This window comes from Stenotrophomonas sp. 05N37, from assembly GCF_056397365.1.
On sequence record NZ_JBFTNG010000013.1, the window covers coordinates 1 to 14419 of the forward strand.

The following is a 14419-nucleotide window of genomic DNA, read 5'->3' on the forward strand; positions in this document are numbered from 1 at the left end:
AGGCGTGGAAATGGTCATGCCGGGCGACAACGTGAAGATGGTTGTCACGCTGATCAACCCGGTCGCCATGGACGAAGGCCTGCGCTTCGCCATCCGCGAAGGCGGCCGTACCGTCGGCGCCGGCGTGGTCTCCAAGATCATCGCGTAATCTGTTAGAATCTGCGCCCCGATGTTGCCTGGGTAGGGCATCGGGGCGTAACCAAACGGGAAAAGAGGCGCAGGACGCTCCTCGTGTTCCCCAGACCAGGAAGGGTCGCGCCATTCAGGCAGTGTCAACAGGTCCCCTGTTGACCGCCGCGTTGTATGCGCGCTATACTTTTTGTCTGGGCAGATCGGGAGACCGGTCTGCCTCGATTTTTGAGGTCTATGGAAAGATCTTGTCGCCGCACGGGAATGTGCGGCGTCCGCATTCAGGATATTCATGGGACAAGGCAACCCAGAGGCCTTGTCCGTCGCTCTTTTAACGAAGGAACCCACCGTCATGGCGGACCAAAAGATCCGGATTCGGCTGAAGGCGTTCGATCATCGTTTGATCGACCGTTCGGCCAGCGAGATCGTAGAAACGGCAAAGCGGACCGGCGCGCAAGTGCGTGGCCCGATCCCCCTGCCGACCAAGATCGAGCGTTACACCATTCTCGTTTCCCCGCACGTCGACAAGGACGCGCGTGACCAGTACGAGACCCGCACGCACAAGCGCGTGCTCGATATCGTTGACCCGAACGACAAGACCGTGGACGCGCTGATGAAGCTCGAACTGGCTGCCGGCGTCGACGTTCAGATCAAGCTGACCTGAGGACTACGACCATGACGAAGAAATATTCGTTGGGCTTCGTGGGCCGCAAGGCTGGCATGAGCCGCGTGTTCACCGAAGATGGCCAGGCCATCCCGGTAACCCTGATTGAAGCCACCCCGAACCGCATCGCGCAGATCAAGACCGTCGAAGCCGACGGCTACAGCGCCGTGCAGGTGACCGTCGGCGCGCGTCGCGCTGCCCTGGTCAACAAGCCGGAAGCCGGTCACTTCGCCAAGGCGAAGGTCGACGCGGGTCGCGGCCTGTGGGAATTCCGCGTTGAAGACGCGCAGCTCGGCGATTTCGCCGTCGGCGGCGAAGTCAAGGCGGACATCTTTGAAGTTGGCCAGAAGGTCGACGTCCAGGGTGTCACCAAGGGTAAGGGCTTCCAGGGCACCATCAAGCGCTACAACTTCCGTATGGGCGATGCAACCCACGGTAACTCGCTGTCGCATCGCGCGCCGGGTTCCTTGGGCCAGCGCCAGACCCCGGGTCGCGTTTTCCCGGGTAAGAAGATGTCCGGCCACATGGGTTCGGTGCAGCAGAGCACCCAGAACCTTGAAGTGGTGAAGGTCGATGTCGAGCGTGGTCTGATCGCGATCCGTGGTGCCGTTCCGGGCGCAGCGGGTGGTGACGTGATCGTTCGTCCGGCTAGCAAGGCATAAGGAGAGATGACGATGGAACTCGTTATCACGGGTAGCAACAACAAGGTCTCGGTCTCCGATGCCGTGTTCGGTCGCGATTTCAGCGAAGATCTGGTTCACCAGGTCGTCGTTGCTTACCGCAACGCCGGTCGCGCCGGCACCAAGGCACAGAAGACTCGCTCTGAAGTGGCTGGTACCACCAAGAAGTCGAAGAAGCAGAAGGGCGGCGGCGCGCGTCATGGCGCACTGACGGCTCCGATCTTCGTCGGCGGCGGTGTCACCTTCGCGGCCAAGCCGCGCAGCTTCGAGCAGAAGGTCAACCGTAAGCAGTACCGTGCAGCCATGTGCGCGATCCTGTCCGAGCTGAACCGCCAGGGCCGTCTGACGATCGTGGAGTCCTTCGATGTCGAAGCGACCAACACCAAGTCGTTGATCGCCAAGCTGGCCGGCCTGGAAGTGGGCAAGCGTCCGCTGATCGTCACCGAAGATGCTTCCGAGCACCTGTACCTGTCGGCGCGCAACATTCCCTACGTGGAAGTGCGTGACGTGCAGGGCCTGGACCCGGTGTCGCTGGTCGGTGCCGACACGGTCGTCATCACCGCTGATGCGGTCAAGAAGGTCGAGGAGTGGCTGGCATGAGCGCCAACGAGAAAATCTTCAGCGTTCTTCGCGCTCCGCGAGTCTCCGAAAAGACCGCGCGCCTGCAGGAACATTCCAACCAGTATGTCTTCGAAGTCTCGAACGAAGCCACCAAGGCCGATGTAAAGGCCGCGGTTGAGCAGCTGTTCGACGTCAAGGTCGAGTCGGTCAACGTGCTGAACGTGAAGGGCAAGAACAAGTCCTTCCGTAACCGCACCGGCCGCCGCGGCGATTGGCGCAAGGCGTACGTGCGTCTCGCCGATGGCCAGTCCATCGATGTAACGGCCAAGGCCTGAGGTACATCCCATGCCATTGATGAAATTCAAGCCCACTTCCCCCGGCCGCCGTTCGGCCGTGCGCGTGGTTACGCCCGATCTGCACAAGGGCGCACCGCACGCAGCGTTGCTGGAGCCGCAGAGCAAGTCCGGTGGTCGTAACCACCACGGCCGCATCACCACCCGTCACGTTGGTGGTGGCCACAAGCAGCACTACCGTGTCATCGACTTCAAGCGCAACAAGGAAGGCATTCCGGCGCGCGTGGAACGCATCGAATACGATCCGAACCGCACCGCCCATATCGCCCTGCTGTGCTACGTCGACGGCGAGCGCCGCTACATCATCGCACCGAAGGGCCTGAAGGCCGGTGACCAGGTGATCGCGGGTTCGGATGCGCCGATCAAGACCGGCAACACCCTGCCGCTGCGCAACATCCCGGTCGGTACCACTGTCCACGGCATCGAACTGAAGCCGGGCAAGGGTGCCCAGATCGCGCGTGCCGCCGGCGCTGCCGTGCAGCTCGTCGCTCGTGAAGGCATCTACGCCACCCTGCGCCTGCGCTCGGGTGAAATGCGCAAGGTGCCGGTCGAGTGCCGCGCCACCATCGGTGAAGTCGGTAACGACGAGCACAACCTGGAAAAGCTGGGCAAGGCTGGCGCGAAGCGCTGGCGCGGTGTCCGCCCGACCGTTCGTGGTGCTGCCATGAACCCGGTTGACCACCCGCACGGTGGTGGTGAGGCGAAGGCCGGCCAGGGTAATCCGCATCCGGTCACCCCGTGGGGTGTCCCGACCAAGGGTTACAAGACGCGCAAGAACAAGCGCACCCAGCAATTCATCGTCCGCGATCGTAGGGGCTAATCGACCATGGCACGTTCACTCAAGAAGGGCCCGTTCGTCGATCACCACCTCGTCAAGAAGGTGGAGGCCGCTGCGGGTAGCAAGAAGCCGATCAAGACCTGGTCGCGCCGTTCGATGATCCTGCCGGAAATGGTAGGCATCACCATCGCCGTTCATAACGGTAAGAACCACGTTCCGGTGCTCGTCAACGAGAACATGGTCGGCCACAAGCTCGGCGAATTTGCCATCACCCGGACCTTCAAGGGCCACGGTGGTGACAAGAAGTCGGGCAAGTAAGGAGAGATGACAATGGAAGCGAAAGCAATCCTGCGCTCCGCGCGCATCTCTGCGCAGAAAGCCCGCCTGGTCGCTGACCAGGTGCGCGGCCTGCCGGCCGAGCGTGCGGTCAACCTGCTGAAGTTTTCGGACAAGAAGGCTGCCCACCTGATCAAGAAGGTGGTGGAGTCGGCTATTGCAAATGCCGAAAACAACCAGGGCGCCGACGTCGACGAGCTGAAGGTTCAGACCATCATGGTAGATGAAGGTCCGACCCTGAAGCGTTTCATGGCGCGGGCGAAAGGCCGCGGCACCCGCATCCTCAAGCGCACCAGCCACATCACTGTGGTTGTGGGCGCCGGCAAGTAAGCGGAAAGGAAAACACCATGGGTCATAAAGTTCATCCGATTGGTATCCGCCTCGGCATTTCCAAGGACTGGAACTCCAAGTGGTACGCCAACAAGGCCGAGTTTGCTGGTTACCTGGCAGCCGACCTGAAGGTGCGGGAAATGCTGCGCAAGAAGCTTGCGCAGGCCGGCATCAGCAAGATCCTTATCGAGCGTCCGGCCAAGACCGCTCGCGTGACGATCCACACCGCCCGTCCGGGCGTGGTGATCGGCAAGCGCGGTGAGGACATCGAGAAGCTGCGCAAGGAAGTGAGCGAAATGATGGGCGTCCCGGCGCACATCAACGTCACCGAAGTGCGCAAGCCCGAGCTGGACGCGCAGCTGGTCGCCGAGTCGATCGCGCAGCAGCTGGAGCGTCGCATCATGTTCCGCCGTGCAATGAAGCGCTCGGTCGGCAACGCGATGCGCCTCGGTGCCCTGGGCATCAAGGTCAACGTCGGTGGCCGCTTGAACGGTGCTGAAATCGCCCGTTCGGAGTGGTACCGCGAAGGCCGCGTGCCGCTGCACACGCTGCGTGCCGACATCGACTATGGCTTCGCTGAAGCCAAGACGACCTACGGCATCATCGGCATCAAGGTCTGGATCTACAAGGGCGAGGTTTTCGATTTCTCCCAGGTTGGCCAGGAAAAGCAGGACGATTCCCCGCGCAACGATCGTAACGATCGCGGCGACCGTGGTGACCGTCAGCGCCCGGCCCGTGAAGCGAGGTAACGACAATGTTGCAACCCAAGCGAACCAAGTACCGCAAGGTACACAAGGGCCGTAACGATGGCCTGAGCTGGAGCGCCAACGCTGTCAGCTTCGGCGAGTACGGCCTGAAGGCAACCGCCCACGGTCAGCTGACCGCGCGTCAGATCGAAGCGGCCCGCCGCTCGATCAGCCGCTACGTCAAGCGCGGTGGCAAGATGTGGATCCGAGTGTTCCCCGACAAGCCGATCACCAAGAAGCCCATCGAAGTCCGAATGGGTTCTGGTAAGGGCAACGTGGAATACTGGGTCGCCCAGATCCAGCCCGGCCGCATGATCTATGAAATTGAAGGTGTGGGTGAAGACGTGGCTCGCGAGGCGTTCCGCCTGGCGGCTGCCAAGCTCTCCGTGACCACCACCTTCGTGACCCGGACGGTGATGTAATGGATATCAAACAACTTCGCGAAAAGTCGGCTGACGATCTGAAGGCCCACCTGACCGATCTGCGTAAGGAGCAGTTCTCGCTCCGTATGCAGCAGGTTACCGGCCAGCTGCCGAAGACTCACGAAACCCGCCGGGTCCGCCGCGAGATTGCTCGCGTCAAGACCCTGCTCGGCAGCACCAAGTAAGGATGGCCGCGATGAGCGACAATACTGAAAACAAGACGCTGCGCACGGTCGAAGGCCGTGTCGTCAGCAACAAGATGGACAAGACGGTCACCGTGTTGGTGGAGCGCCTGGTCAAGCACGCCCTGTACGGCAAGTACATCAAGCGTTCGACCAAGCTGCACGCACACGACGCCGACAATGCCTGCAACGAAGGCGATGTCGTCCGCGTGACCGAGATTGCTCCGATGTCCAAGACCAAGAACTGGCGCGTGGTGGAAGTCATCACGCGTGCGGCTGAATAAGGAGATCTGAATCATGATCCAGATGCAGAGCTACCTCGAGGTCGCGGACAATTCCGGTGCCAAGGAAGTGATGTGCATCAAGGTGCTGGGCGGCTCCAAGCGTCGCTACGCCCACATCGGTGACATCATCAAGGTCACCGTGAAGGATGCGATCCCGCGCGGCAAGGTCAAGAAGGGTGAAGTGTTCGACGCCGTCGTGGTGCGTACCCGCAAGGGTGTGCGTCGCGCCGACGGCTCGCTGATCCGTTTCGACGCCAACGCTGCCGTCCTGCTCAACAACAAGCAAGAGCCGATCGGCACCCGCATCTTCGGACCGGTGACGCGTGAACTTCGTACCGAGAAGTTCATGAAGATCGTCTCGCTCGCTCCCGAAGTGCTGTGAGCGACAGGAGATAATCATGGCTAACCGTATCAAGAAGGGCGACCAGGTCGTCGTCAACACCGGCAAGGACAAGGGCAAGCAGGGCGAAGTCGTCCGCGTCGACGGCGATCGTGTGATCGTCGCCAACGTGAACATCGTCAAGCGCCACACCAAGCCGAACCCGCAGGCAGGCGTTGCCGGCGGCGTGGTCGAGCGTGAAGCGTCGATCCATATCTCCAACGTGAACGTGCTCAACCCGGCTTCGGGCAAGGGCGAACGCGTTGGTTTCAAGGTGCTGGAGGATGGACGCAAACTGCGTGTGTTCCGCTCCAGCGGTGAGGCGCTCGACGCCTGAGGATGCGCTGATGAATACCCGTCTCGAAAAGTTCTACAAGGAAGAAGTGGTGCCGGCGCTGATGAAGCAGTTCGGCTACACCAATCCGATGCAGGTTCCGAAGCTGGTCAAGGTCACCCTGAACATGGGTGTCGGCGAAGCAGCCACGAACAAGAAGATCCTGGAAAACGCCGTCGCCGACATGGCCAAGGTCTCCGGCCAGAAGCCGATCGTGACCAAGTCCCGCGTCTCGGTGGCTTCGTTCAAGATCCGCGATGGTTGGCCGATCGGCTGCAAGACCACGCTGCGTCGTGAAAAGATGTATGAGTTCCTGGATCGCCTGATCAACATCTCGCTGCCGCGCGTGCGCGACTTCCGTGGTGTCTCGGGTCGTTCCTTCGACGGTCGCGGCAACTTCAACATGGGTGTGAAGGAACAGATCATCTTCCCGGAAATCGACTTCGACGCTGTCGACGCGATCCGCGGCATGGATATCGCCATCACCACCACCGCCAAGACCGATGCGGAAGCGAAGGCGCTGCTGGCAGCGTTCAAGTTCCCGTTCCGTAACTGATACGTCGAGGAATCCGAAATGGCAAAGACCTCCATGGTCAACCGCGACCTGAAGCGCGCCAAGCTGGCCGTCAAGTTCGCTGGTAAGCGTGAAGAGCTGAAGAAGATCATCTCCAGCACGACCGCTTCGTACGACGAAAAGGCTGACGCCGTAGTCAAGCTGCAGAAGCTGCCGCGCGATTCGTCGCCGAGCCGCCACCGCAACCGCTGCGAACTGTCCGGCCGCCCGCGTGGCGTCTACAGCAAGTTCGGCCTCGGCCGCAACAAGCTGCGCGAAGCCACCATGCGTGGTGACGTGCCGGGCCTGCGCAAGGCCAGCTGGTAAGGGATTCGTCCCGGAACCTGCCCCGCATCCCCTGGGTGCGGGGCAGGGGGACCGACCGGTTCATTCAGGTTTGTCCCCAATTGAAGAGTCCGGCGCAAGTCGGGCTCTTTTTGCCGTATACTCCCGCGTCTTGCCTTTTCACAGGGGCGGGCGCCGGGCGGGCCATCGGCCTGCAGATCACAATGTGAAGGGTACTGGCCCATCCCAGGAACACAGCAAGATTTTCGCGAAAGCGGATATCGGTGCACTCAAAGGTATCGACTATGAGCATGACTGATCCCATCGCCGACCTGCTGGTACGCATCAAGAATGCGGCCGCGGTTGGCAAGCAGACGGTGAAGGCACCGTCCTCCAAGATCAAGGTTGCAATCGCAGAAGTGTTGAAGGCCGAAGGCTACATCACCGACCTGCGCGTCACCAAGATCGAGAACAACAAGGCCGAGCTTGAAATCGTCCTGAAGTATTTCGAAGGCAAGCCGGTCATCGAGACCCTGAAGCGCTTCTCGCGTTCGGGTCTGCGCCAGTACCGTGGCAAGTCCGAGCTGCCGAAGGTCCTCAACGGCCTGGGCATCTCCATCATCTCCACCTCCAAGGGCATCATGACTGATGCGCAGGCGCGCCAGTTGGGCGTCGGCGGCGAAGTCCTGTGCTTCGTGGCCTAAGGCGAGAAGGAAACTACTATGTCCCGCGTAGCCAAGAAGCCGGTCAACCTGCCCAAGGGCGTTGAACTGAACATCCAGCCTGACTCCGTCAGCGTGAAGGGCCCGAAGGGCACCCTGTCGCTGCCGAAGGTCGCTGGCGTTGAAATCACCATCGAGAACGGCGTTGCCAATCTGGCTGCCAACGATCCGTCGCTGACCGCCCTCACCGGCACCGTCCGCGCGATCCTGGCCAACATGGTCCACGGCGTCACCGAAGGCTTCGAGCGCAAGCTCGAGCTGGTCGGCGTCGGTTACCGTGCCGCCATGCAGGGCAAGGACCTGAACCTGTCGCTGGGTTTCTCGCACCCGGTCCTGTTCGTGGCGCCGGAAGGCATCACCCTGTCGACCCCGACCCAGACCGAAATCCTGGTCCAGGGCACCGACAAGCAGCGCGTTGGTGAAGTGGCAGCCAAGATCCGTGGCTTCCGTCCGCCGGAGCCCTACAAGGGCAAGGGTGTGAAGTACGCCGGCGAAGTCATCATTCGTAAGGAAGCCAAGAAGGCCTAATCAGGCGCGGGAACTTCCATGGGCGCCTGGCCTTCACCGGTCGGGCGTCTCAAAGCAAACGCCCGCTTCACTTCAGCTTTCAAGGAACTCAAATCATGAGCATCAACAAGAACATCGCCCGCCTGCGTCGCGCCAAGTCGACCCGTGCACACATCCGCGTTCTCGGCGTGCCGCGTCTGTCGGTGCTGCGCACCGGTCAGCACCTGTACGCCCAGGTCTTCACCGCCGATGGCTCCAAGGTGCTGGCCGCTGCCAACACCACCCAGGCCGACGTCAAGGAAGGCCTGAAGAACGGCAAGAACAGCGACGCCGCCGCCAAGGTGGGCAAGCTGGTCGCCGAGCGCGCCAAGGCTGCGGGCATCGAGAAGGTCGCTTTCGACCGCTCGGGCTACCGCTACCACGGCCGCATCAAGGCACTGGCCGATGCAGCCCGCGAAGGCGGCCTGCAGTTCTAAGGGATAAGGAAACGGGGCAGGTCCCCGTTTCCGCCTGCCTGCCGGCGCGGGTTGCGCCGGGCGACGTCCTTCTTCTGCAAGGGCGATCGAAACACCGCACCACTTCACAGCTATAAGCGGCCCCGAGCCGTACATACCCAATCAATCAAGGAATCAACATGGCAGAAGAACGTCAGCAGCGGGGTCGCGATCGCGACCGTAACCGCGAAGAGAAAGTCGACGACGGCATGATCGAAAAGCTGGTCGCGGTCAACCGCGTCAGCAAGACCGTCAAGGGCGGCCGCCAGTTCACCTTCACCGCACTGACCGTGGTCGGTGACGGCGCAGGCAAGGTCGGCTTCGGTTATGGCAAGGCGCGCGAAGTGCCGGTCGCCATCCAGAAGTCGATGGAGCAGGCTCGCAAGAACCTGGCCGACGTCGATCTGAACAACGGCACCCTGTGGCACCCGGTGAAGTCCGGCCACGGCGCAGCTCGCGTGTTCATGATGCCGGCCTCCGAAGGTACCGGTGTGATTGCCGGTGGTGCCATGCGCGCCGTGCTGGAAGCCGTTGGCGTCAAGAACGTGCTGGCCAAGGCCGTCGGTTCGCGTAACCCGATCAACCTGGTCCGTGCCACGCTGAAGGGCCTGACCGAAATGCAGTCGCCGGTCCGCATCGCGGCCAAGCGCGGCAAGAAGGTGGAGGATCTCAACCATGGCTAATGAAACCGGCAAGACCGTCAAGGTCCGCCTGGTGGGCGGCCTGCGTGGCACCCAGTCGCGTCACCGCCTGTCGGTGCGTGCCCTGGGCCTGAACAAGCTCAACGATGTCCGTGAACTGAAGGACAGCCCGCAGGTTCGCGGCCTGATCAACAAGGTTCATTACCTCGTCAAGGTTGAGGAATAATCCAATGACCATGCATCTCAATGAACTGAGCCCGGCACCGGGCGCGCGCAAAGAGCGCACCCGCGTCGGCCGTGGTATCGGCTCCGGCCTGGGCAAGACCTGCGGCCGCGGCCACAAGGGTTCGTTCGCCCGTAAGGGTGGCGGCAAGATCAAGGCTGGCTTCGAAGGCGGTCAGACCCCGATGCAGCGTCGTCTGCCGAAGGTCGGTTTCCGTTCCAAGATCGCCAAGGACACCGCGGAAGTGCTGTCCTACCAGCTGGAACGCCTGGAAGCCGGCGAGATCGACTTTGCCGCGCTGCGCGCTGCCAAGCTGGTCCCGAGCACCGCCAAGCGTGCCAAGATCGTCATGAAGGGCGACCTGACCAAGGCGTTCACCCTGAAGGGCGTCGCTGCAACGGCCAGTGCCAAGGCCGCGATCGAAGCTGCCGGCGGCAGCGTACAGGAGTAAGACATGGCGCAAGCTGGCATTGGTAACCTCGGCGGCGGGCTCGGCAAGTTCACGGAACTTCGCCAGCGTCTGCTGTTCGTCATCGGGGCATTGATCGTCTATCGCATCGGCTGTTATGTGCCGGTGCCGGGCGTGAATCCCGAAGCCATGCTTGCGCTCATGCAGGCGCAGGGCGGCGGCATCGTGGACATGTTCAACATGTTCTCGGGCGGCGCCCTGCACCGTTTCAGCATTTTCGCGCTGAACGTGATGCCGTACATCTCGGCGTCCATCGTGATGCAGCTGGCGGTCCATATCTTCCCGGCATTGAAGGCAATGCAGAAGGAAGGTGAGTCGGGCCGTCGCAAGATCACCCAATATTCCCGCATCGGCGCCGTGTTGCTGGCCGTGGTGCAGGGCGGTAGCATCGCGCTGGCGCTGCAGAACCAGGTGTCGCCGAGCGGCGCGCCGGTCGTGTACGCCCCGGGCATGGGCTTCGTGCTCACCGCCATCATCGCGCTGACCGCCGGTACGATCTTCCTGATGTGGGTTGGCGAGCAGGTCACCGAGCGTGGCATCGGCAACGGCGTCTCGCTGATCATCTTCGCCGGCATCGTCGCCGGCCTGCCGGGCGCGGTCATCCACACCGTGGAAGCCTATCGCGACGGCAACATGAGCTTCATTTCGCTGCTGCTGATCGTGCTGGTGGTGCTGGCCTTCACCTACTTCGTGGTGTTCGTCGAGCGTGGCCAACGTCGGATCACGGTGAACTACGCGCGCCGCCAGGGCGGTCGCAACGCGTACATGAACCAGACGTCGTTCCTGCCGCTCAAGCTGAACATGGCGGGCGTGATCCCGGCCATCTTCGCCTCCAGCATCCTGGCGTTCCCGACCACCCTGGCCATGTGGTCCGGCCAGGCCAGCTCGGCGACCTGGCTGCAGAAGGTTGCCAACGCCCTGGGCCCGGGCGAGCCGCTGCACATGATCGTGTTCGCGGCGCTGATCACCGGTTTCGCGTTCTTCTATACCGCGCTGGTATTCAACTCGCAGGAAACCGCCGACAACCTGAAGAAGTCCGGCGCGCTGATTCCGGGCATCCGTCCGGGCAAGGCCACCGCCGACTACATCGACGGCGTGCTGACCCGCCTGACCGCGGCCGGTTCGCTGTACCTGGTGATCGTCTGCCTGCTGCCGGAAATCATGCGTACCCAGCTGGGTGCCTCGTTCTACTTCGGCGGCACCTCGCTGCTGATCGTGGTGGTGGTGGTGATGGACTTCATCGCGCAGATCCAGGCGCACCTTATGTCGCACCAGTATGAGAGCCTGTTGAAGAAGGCCAACCTGAAGGGCGGCAACCGCGGCGGTTTTGCCCGCGGCTGATAAGCCTGTTACACTTTCGTCTTCCTGACGTGATGGTCCTCCGCTTCGCGGACCTGGCCACACAAACGAAGGGCGGCCCCCGCAGCGGTTCCGGGTGGGGGTGAGATCGGGTCGTCCCGCGCGGGAGTAGCGCGGGCGGCACCGGGAAAGGGCACGAAAGCGCCTTTTCACCGGGGTCAACCTGATCCGGCGCCGGAGCCTGGGCACACTCCCTGGGCCGGGTTCGTGAAACCTTGTGTTTCACGGGCTTCCAAGTAGACCGGAACCTTGTTAGTATCGCTAGTTCACTTTTTGATCCATCCTGCCGGATTGGCGCGCCTTGGGTGCGCCGTCGGCCATCACTCAGCTGGAGAACCGCGTCATGGCGCGTATTGCAGGCGTCAACCTGCCAGCCCAGAAGCACGTCTGGGTCGGGTTGCAAAGCATTTACGGCATCGGCCGTACCCGTTCGAAGAAGGTCTGCGACGCCGCAGGCGTGACCTCGACCACCAAGATCCGCGATCTGTCGGAGCCGGAAATCGAGCGTCTGCGTCTCGAAGTCGGCAAGTACATCGTGGAAGGCGATCTGCGCCGTGAAATCGGTATCGCGATCAAGCGCCTGATGGATCTGGGCTGCTACCGCGGTCTGCGTCACCGTCGCGGTCTTCCGCTGCGTGGCCAGCGCACCCGTACCAACGCCCGCACCCGCAAGGGCCCGCGCAAGGCGATCAGGAAGTAAGGGACCTAAGAAATGGCTAAGCCCGTCGCTAAGACCAAGAAGAAGATCAAGCGCGTCGTCACTGACGGCGTCGCCCACGTCCACGCTTCTTTCAACAACACCATCGTGACCATCACCGACCGCCAGGGCAATGCTCTGTCGTGGGCGACCTCCGGTGGCGCTGGCTTCCGCGGTTCGCGCAAGTCCACCCCGTTCGCTGCCCAGGTGGCTGCCGAGAAGGCCGGCCGTGCCGCGCTCGACTACGGCGTCAAGTCCCTGGAAGTCCGCATCAAGGGCCCGGGTCCGGGTCGTGAGTCGGCCGTGCGCTCGCTGAACAACGTGGGCTACAAGATCACCAACATCATCGACGTGACGCCTATCCCGCACAACGGGTGCCGTCCGCCGAAGAAGCGTCGCGTCTAAAGGAGCGATAAGAAATGGCTCGTTATATCGGTCCTACCTGTAAGCTCGCCCGCCGCGAAGGCGCCGACCTTTCCCTCAAGAGCCCGGCGCGCGCGCTGGACTCCAAGTGCAAGCTGGAGCAGAAGCCCGGCCAGCACGGCGCCACCGCCCGTAAGGGCAAGCTGTCCGACTACGCCACCCAGCTGCGTGAAAAGCAGAAGGTCAAGCGTATCTACGGTCTGCTGGAGCGTCAGTTCCGCAACTACTACAAGAAGGCCTCGACCAAGAAGGGCAACACCGGCGAGAACCTCCTGCAGCTGCTGGAAACCCGCCTGGACAACGTTGTCTATCGCATGGGCTTCGCTGTGACCCGTCCGGCTGCCCGTCAGCTGGTCTCGCACCGCGGTGTCACCGTGAACGGCAAGTCGGTCAACCTGGCTTCGTACCAGGTCAAGGCCGGCGACGCTGTCGCGCTGTCCGAGAAGGCTGCCAAGCAGTTGCGCGTTCAGGAAGCCCTGACCGTGTCTGCCACGCACGACCTGCGTCCGTCGTGGGTTGAAGTGGATTCCGGCAAGTTCGCCGGCATCTTCAAGGCTGTTCCGGATCGTGCGGACCTGCCTGCGGATATCAACGAAGCGCTGATCGTCGAGTTGTATTCGAAGTAATTCACATTGGAGAATCCCCGGCGACGGCCGGGGATTCACTAGGAGAACCCGCAACATGACGGTTACCGCCAACCAGGTTCTGCGTCCTCGCGGTCCGCAGATCGAACGCCTTACCGACACCCGCGCCAAGGTCGTTATCGAACCCTTGGAGCGTGGTTACGGGCATACGCTGGGCAATGCCCTGCGTCGCGTGCTGCTGTCGTCCATCCCGGGCTTCGCCATCACGGAAGTTGAGATCGACGGCGTCCTGCACGAGTACACCACGCTCGAAGGCTTGCAGGAGGACGTGCTTGAAGTCCTGCTCAACCTGAAGGACGTGGCCATCCGTATGCACACGGGTGACAACGCGACGCTGTCGCTGTCCAAGCAGGGTCCGGGTGTCGTGACCGCTGCCGATATCAAGGTCGACCACAACGTCGAGATCCTCAACAACGACCATATCATTTGCCACCTGACCAAGGACACGGCAATCAATATGCGTCTGAAGATCGAGCGTGGTTTCGGCTACCAGCCGGCGGCCGCACGTCGTCGTCCGGATGAAGAAACCCGTGCCATCGGTCGTCTGGTCCTGGACGCCTCGTTCTCGCCGGTCCGTCGCGTCGCCTACTCGGTGGAAGCGGCCCGCGTCGAACAGCGTACCGATCTGGACAAGCTGGTGCTGGACATCGAAACCAACGGCACGATCGATGCCGAGGAAGCCGTGCGCACCGCCGCCGACATCCTCAGCGATCAGCTGTCGGTCTTCGGTGACTTCACCCACCGCGACCGCGGTGCAGCCAAGCCGGCCAACAACGGCGTGGATCCGGTGCTGCTGCGCCCGATCGACGATCTGGAGTTGACCGTTCGCTCGGCCAACTGCCTGAAGGCAGAGAGCATTTACTACATCGGCGATCTGATCCAGAAGACCGAAGTGGAACTGCTCAAGACCCCGAACCTCGGCAAGAAGTCGCTGACCGAGATCAAGGAAGTCCTCGCACAGCGCGGCCTTTCGCTGGGCATGAAGCTGGAGAACTGGCCGCCGGCCGGTGTCGCCCAGCACGGCATGCTCGGCTGATCCAGCACGACGCAAGATGCTTGACCCCGCACCTTCGGGTGCGGGGGCTTCACCGCAACACCACGCATCGACAGGCCCATAGCCTGCGGTGACGGTCGGCCAGGAGGGCCGGCATCGGACCAACCGCAGTCCAAGCAGCAACGCCAGGATGGCGACAGCGATACCCAACCGATCCAGCATTCAATCAA

The 14419-nt window shown here is 62.2% G+C and carries 27 protein-coding genes; all 27 read left to right on the forward strand.

Features of this window, described 5'->3' with window-relative positions:
* On the forward strand, positions 1–148 hold a 148-nt coding region (locus tag AC1DGC_RS19795; protein ID WP_478048678.1), incomplete at its 5' end, for an EF-Tu C-terminal domain-related protein.
* 333 nt (positions 149–481) lie between these two features.
* On the forward strand, positions 482–793 hold the full coding sequence (gene rpsJ, locus AC1DGC_RS19800; RefSeq protein WP_010341589.1) for a 30S ribosomal protein S10: 312 nt from the start codon (positions 482–484) through the stop codon (positions 791–793).
* Positions 794–804: 11 nt separating this feature from the next.
* Entirely contained in the window at positions 805–1455 is a 651-nt protein-coding gene (gene rplC / locus AC1DGC_RS19805; RefSeq protein WP_019186145.1) for a 50S ribosomal protein L3, read from the forward strand.
* Positions 1456–1467: 12 nt separating this feature from the next.
* A complete protein-coding gene (gene rplD, locus AC1DGC_RS19810; RefSeq protein WP_128095571.1) occupies positions 1468–2073 on the forward strand; it encodes a 50S ribosomal protein L4 in 606 nt (201 codons plus the stop codon).
* A complete protein-coding gene (gene rplW / locus AC1DGC_RS19815; protein WP_038690294.1) occupies positions 2070–2369 on the forward strand; it encodes a 50S ribosomal protein L23 in 300 nt (99 codons plus the stop codon). Before rplD ends, rplW begins: the two co-directional genes overlap by 4 nt.
* 10 nt (positions 2370–2379) lie before the next feature.
* Positions 2380–3207: a 50S ribosomal protein L2 gene (rplB, locus tag AC1DGC_RS19820; protein ID WP_038690292.1), complete on the forward strand. Its 828-nt coding sequence runs from the start codon at positions 2380–2382 to the stop codon at positions 3205–3207.
* 6 nt (positions 3208–3213) lie between these two features.
* A complete protein-coding gene (gene rpsS / locus AC1DGC_RS19825; protein WP_017355409.1) occupies positions 3214–3483 on the forward strand; it encodes a 30S ribosomal protein S19 in 270 nt (89 codons plus the stop codon).
* A 12-nt stretch (positions 3484–3495) separates the two neighbouring features.
* Entirely contained in the window at positions 3496–3831 is a 336-nt protein-coding gene (gene rplV / locus AC1DGC_RS19830; protein WP_017355410.1) for a 50S ribosomal protein L22, read from the forward strand.
* 17 nt (positions 3832–3848) lie between these two features.
* Positions 3849–4580, forward strand: a complete 732-nt coding sequence (rpsC, locus tag AC1DGC_RS19835; protein ID WP_042614225.1) for a 30S ribosomal protein S3 — start codon at positions 3849–3851, stop codon at positions 4578–4580.
* Between the two features lie 5 nt (positions 4581–4585).
* Positions 4586–4999: a 50S ribosomal protein L16 gene (rplP, locus tag AC1DGC_RS19840; protein WP_068849463.1), complete on the forward strand. Its 414-nt coding sequence runs from the start codon at positions 4586–4588 to the stop codon at positions 4997–4999.
* The gene (gene rpmC, locus AC1DGC_RS19845; protein ID WP_017355413.1) at positions 4999–5184 is read left to right on the forward strand and encodes a 50S ribosomal protein L29; all 186 of its coding nucleotides are present in this window, start codon (positions 4999–5001) and stop codon (positions 5182–5184) included. The genes rplP and rpmC overlap by 1 nt, the downstream gene beginning before the upstream one ends.
* Before the next feature lie 11 nt (positions 5185–5195).
* A complete protein-coding gene (gene rpsQ, locus AC1DGC_RS19850; RefSeq protein ID WP_017355414.1) occupies positions 5196–5465 on the forward strand; it encodes a 30S ribosomal protein S17 in 270 nt (89 codons plus the stop codon).
* 13 nt (positions 5466–5478) lie between these two features.
* A complete protein-coding gene (rplN, locus tag AC1DGC_RS19855; RefSeq protein ID WP_038690286.1) occupies positions 5479–5847 on the forward strand; it encodes a 50S ribosomal protein L14 in 369 nt (122 codons plus the stop codon).
* Between the two features lie 16 nt (positions 5848–5863).
* On the forward strand, positions 5864–6181 hold the full coding sequence (gene rplX, locus AC1DGC_RS19860; RefSeq protein WP_017355416.1) for a 50S ribosomal protein L24: 318 nt from the start codon (positions 5864–5866) through the stop codon (positions 6179–6181).
* Positions 6182–6191: 10 nt separating this feature from the next.
* The gene (gene rplE, locus AC1DGC_RS19865) at positions 6192–6734 is read left to right on the forward strand and encodes a 50S ribosomal protein L5 (RefSeq protein ID WP_038690283.1); all 543 of its coding nucleotides are present in this window, start codon (positions 6192–6194) and stop codon (positions 6732–6734) included.
* Between the two features lie 18 nt (positions 6735–6752).
* A complete protein-coding gene (rpsN, locus tag AC1DGC_RS19870) occupies positions 6753–7058 on the forward strand; it encodes a 30S ribosomal protein S14 (protein ID WP_256776220.1) in 306 nt (101 codons plus the stop codon).
* 263 nt (positions 7059–7321) lie between these two features.
* A complete protein-coding gene (rpsH, locus tag AC1DGC_RS19875) occupies positions 7322–7720 on the forward strand; it encodes a 30S ribosomal protein S8 (RefSeq protein WP_019186156.1) in 399 nt (132 codons plus the stop codon).
* An 18-nt stretch (positions 7721–7738) separates the two neighbouring features.
* On the forward strand, positions 7739–8266 hold the full coding sequence (rplF, locus tag AC1DGC_RS19880) for a 50S ribosomal protein L6 (RefSeq protein WP_259209887.1): 528 nt from the start codon (positions 7739–7741) through the stop codon (positions 8264–8266).
* 95 nt (positions 8267–8361) lie between these two features.
* Positions 8362–8721 carry a 50S ribosomal protein L18 gene (gene rplR, locus AC1DGC_RS19885; protein ID WP_038690277.1) on the forward strand — a complete coding sequence of 120 codons (360 nt, stop codon included), beginning with the start codon at positions 8362–8364 and terminating at the stop codon, positions 8719–8721.
* A 158-nt stretch (positions 8722–8879) separates the two neighbouring features.
* Entirely contained in the window at positions 8880–9422 is a 543-nt protein-coding gene (gene rpsE / locus AC1DGC_RS19890) for a 30S ribosomal protein S5 (RefSeq protein WP_259209890.1), read from the forward strand.
* Positions 9415–9606, forward strand: a complete 192-nt coding sequence (rpmD, locus tag AC1DGC_RS19895) for a 50S ribosomal protein L30 (RefSeq protein WP_259209892.1) — start codon at positions 9415–9417, stop codon at positions 9604–9606. The genes rpsE and rpmD overlap by 8 nt, the downstream gene beginning before the upstream one ends.
* 4 nt (positions 9607–9610) lie before the next feature.
* Positions 9611–10054: a 50S ribosomal protein L15 gene (gene rplO, locus AC1DGC_RS19900; protein WP_019186161.1), complete on the forward strand. Its 444-nt coding sequence runs from the start codon at positions 9611–9613 to the stop codon at positions 10052–10054.
* Positions 10055–10057: 3 nt separating this feature from the next.
* Complete coding sequence (gene secY / locus AC1DGC_RS19905) at positions 10058–11413, forward strand: preprotein translocase subunit SecY (RefSeq protein ID WP_259209896.1); 1356 nt, start codon at positions 10058–10060, stop codon at positions 11411–11413.
* A gap of 361 nt (positions 11414–11774) precedes the next feature.
* Positions 11775–12131 carry a 30S ribosomal protein S13 gene (rpsM, locus tag AC1DGC_RS19910; RefSeq protein ID WP_019186163.1) on the forward strand — a complete coding sequence of 119 codons (357 nt, stop codon included), beginning with the start codon at positions 11775–11777 and terminating at the stop codon, positions 12129–12131.
* 12 nt (positions 12132–12143) lie between these two features.
* Positions 12144–12533 (forward strand): 30S ribosomal protein S11, encoded by a 390-nt coding sequence (gene rpsK, locus AC1DGC_RS19915; protein WP_017355427.1) that lies wholly within the window; start codon positions 12144–12146, stop codon positions 12531–12533.
* 14 nt (positions 12534–12547) lie between these two features.
* Positions 12548–13177, forward strand: coding sequence for a 30S ribosomal protein S4 (gene rpsD, locus AC1DGC_RS19920; protein WP_038690262.1), 630 nt, complete (start codon positions 12548–12550; stop codon positions 13175–13177).
* 55 nt (positions 13178–13232) lie between these two features.
* The gene (locus AC1DGC_RS19925; protein ID WP_259209902.1) at positions 13233–14231 is read left to right on the forward strand and encodes a DNA-directed RNA polymerase subunit alpha; all 999 of its coding nucleotides are present in this window, start codon (positions 13233–13235) and stop codon (positions 14229–14231) included.
* Positions 14232–14419 lie beyond the last annotated feature (188 nt).

Bases quoted from the DNA above. Each gene is read 5' to 3' on its own strand.
- rplE (WP_038690283.1), top strand. From the start codon at position 6,192: ATGAATACCCGTCTCGAAAAGTTCTACAAGGAAGAAGTGGTGCCGGCG.
- rpsH (WP_019186156.1), top strand. From the start codon at position 7,322: ATGAGCATGACTGATCCCATCGCCGACCTGCTGGTACGCATCAAGAAT.
- rplW (WP_038690294.1), top strand. From the start codon at position 2,070: ATGAGCGCCAACGAGAAAATCTTCAGCGTTCTTCGCGCTCCGCGAGTC.
- rpsQ (WP_017355414.1), top strand. From the start codon at position 5,196: ATGAGCGACAATACTGAAAACAAGACGCTGCGCACGGTCGAAGGCCGT.
- rpsS (WP_017355409.1), top strand. From the start codon at position 3,214: ATGGCACGTTCACTCAAGAAGGGCCCGTTCGTCGATCACCACCTCGTC.
- rpsK (WP_017355427.1), top strand. From the start codon at position 12,144: ATGGCTAAGCCCGTCGCTAAGACCAAGAAGAAGATCAAGCGCGTCGTC.
- rplX (WP_017355416.1), top strand. From the start codon at position 5,864: ATGGCTAACCGTATCAAGAAGGGCGACCAGGTCGTCGTCAACACCGGC.
- rpsE (WP_259209890.1), top strand. From the start codon at position 8,880: ATGGCAGAAGAACGTCAGCAGCGGGGTCGCGATCGCGACCGTAACCGC.
- rplD (WP_128095571.1), top strand. From the start codon at position 1,468: ATGGAACTCGTTATCACGGGTAGCAACAACAAGGTCTCGGTCTCCGAT.
- rpmD (WP_259209892.1), top strand. From the start codon at position 9,415: ATGGCTAATGAAACCGGCAAGACCGTCAAGGTCCGCCTGGTGGGCGGC.
- rplF (WP_259209887.1), top strand. From the start codon at position 7,739: ATGTCCCGCGTAGCCAAGAAGCCGGTCAACCTGCCCAAGGGCGTTGAA.
- secY (WP_259209896.1), top strand. From the start codon at position 10,058: ATGGCGCAAGCTGGCATTGGTAACCTCGGCGGCGGGCTCGGCAAGTTC.
- rpsJ (WP_010341589.1), top strand. From the start codon at position 482: ATGGCGGACCAAAAGATCCGGATTCGGCTGAAGGCGTTCGATCATCGT.
- AC1DGC_RS19925 (WP_259209902.1), top strand. From the start codon at position 13,233: ATGACGGTTACCGCCAACCAGGTTCTGCGTCCTCGCGGTCCGCAGATC.
- rplN (WP_038690286.1), top strand. From the start codon at position 5,479: ATGATCCAGATGCAGAGCTACCTCGAGGTCGCGGACAATTCCGGTGCC.
- rplB (WP_038690292.1), top strand. From the start codon at position 2,380: ATGCCATTGATGAAATTCAAGCCCACTTCCCCCGGCCGCCGTTCGGCC.
- rplV (WP_017355410.1), top strand. From the start codon at position 3,496: ATGGAAGCGAAAGCAATCCTGCGCTCCGCGCGCATCTCTGCGCAGAAA.
- rplC (WP_019186145.1), top strand. From the start codon at position 805: ATGACGAAGAAATATTCGTTGGGCTTCGTGGGCCGCAAGGCTGGCATG.
- rplP (WP_068849463.1), top strand. From the start codon at position 4,586: ATGTTGCAACCCAAGCGAACCAAGTACCGCAAGGTACACAAGGGCCGT.
- rpsM (WP_019186163.1), top strand. From the start codon at position 11,775: ATGGCGCGTATTGCAGGCGTCAACCTGCCAGCCCAGAAGCACGTCTGG.
- rplR (WP_038690277.1), top strand. From the start codon at position 8,362: ATGAGCATCAACAAGAACATCGCCCGCCTGCGTCGCGCCAAGTCGACC.
- rplO (WP_019186161.1), top strand. From the start codon at position 9,611: ATGACCATGCATCTCAATGAACTGAGCCCGGCACCGGGCGCGCGCAAA.
- rpsN (WP_256776220.1), top strand. From the start codon at position 6,753: ATGGCAAAGACCTCCATGGTCAACCGCGACCTGAAGCGCGCCAAGCTG.
- rpsC (WP_042614225.1), top strand. From the start codon at position 3,849: ATGGGTCATAAAGTTCATCCGATTGGTATCCGCCTCGGCATTTCCAAG.
- rpsD (WP_038690262.1), top strand. From the start codon at position 12,548: ATGGCTCGTTATATCGGTCCTACCTGTAAGCTCGCCCGCCGCGAAGGC.
- rpmC (WP_017355413.1), top strand. From the start codon at position 4,999: ATGGATATCAAACAACTTCGCGAAAAGTCGGCTGACGATCTGAAGGCC.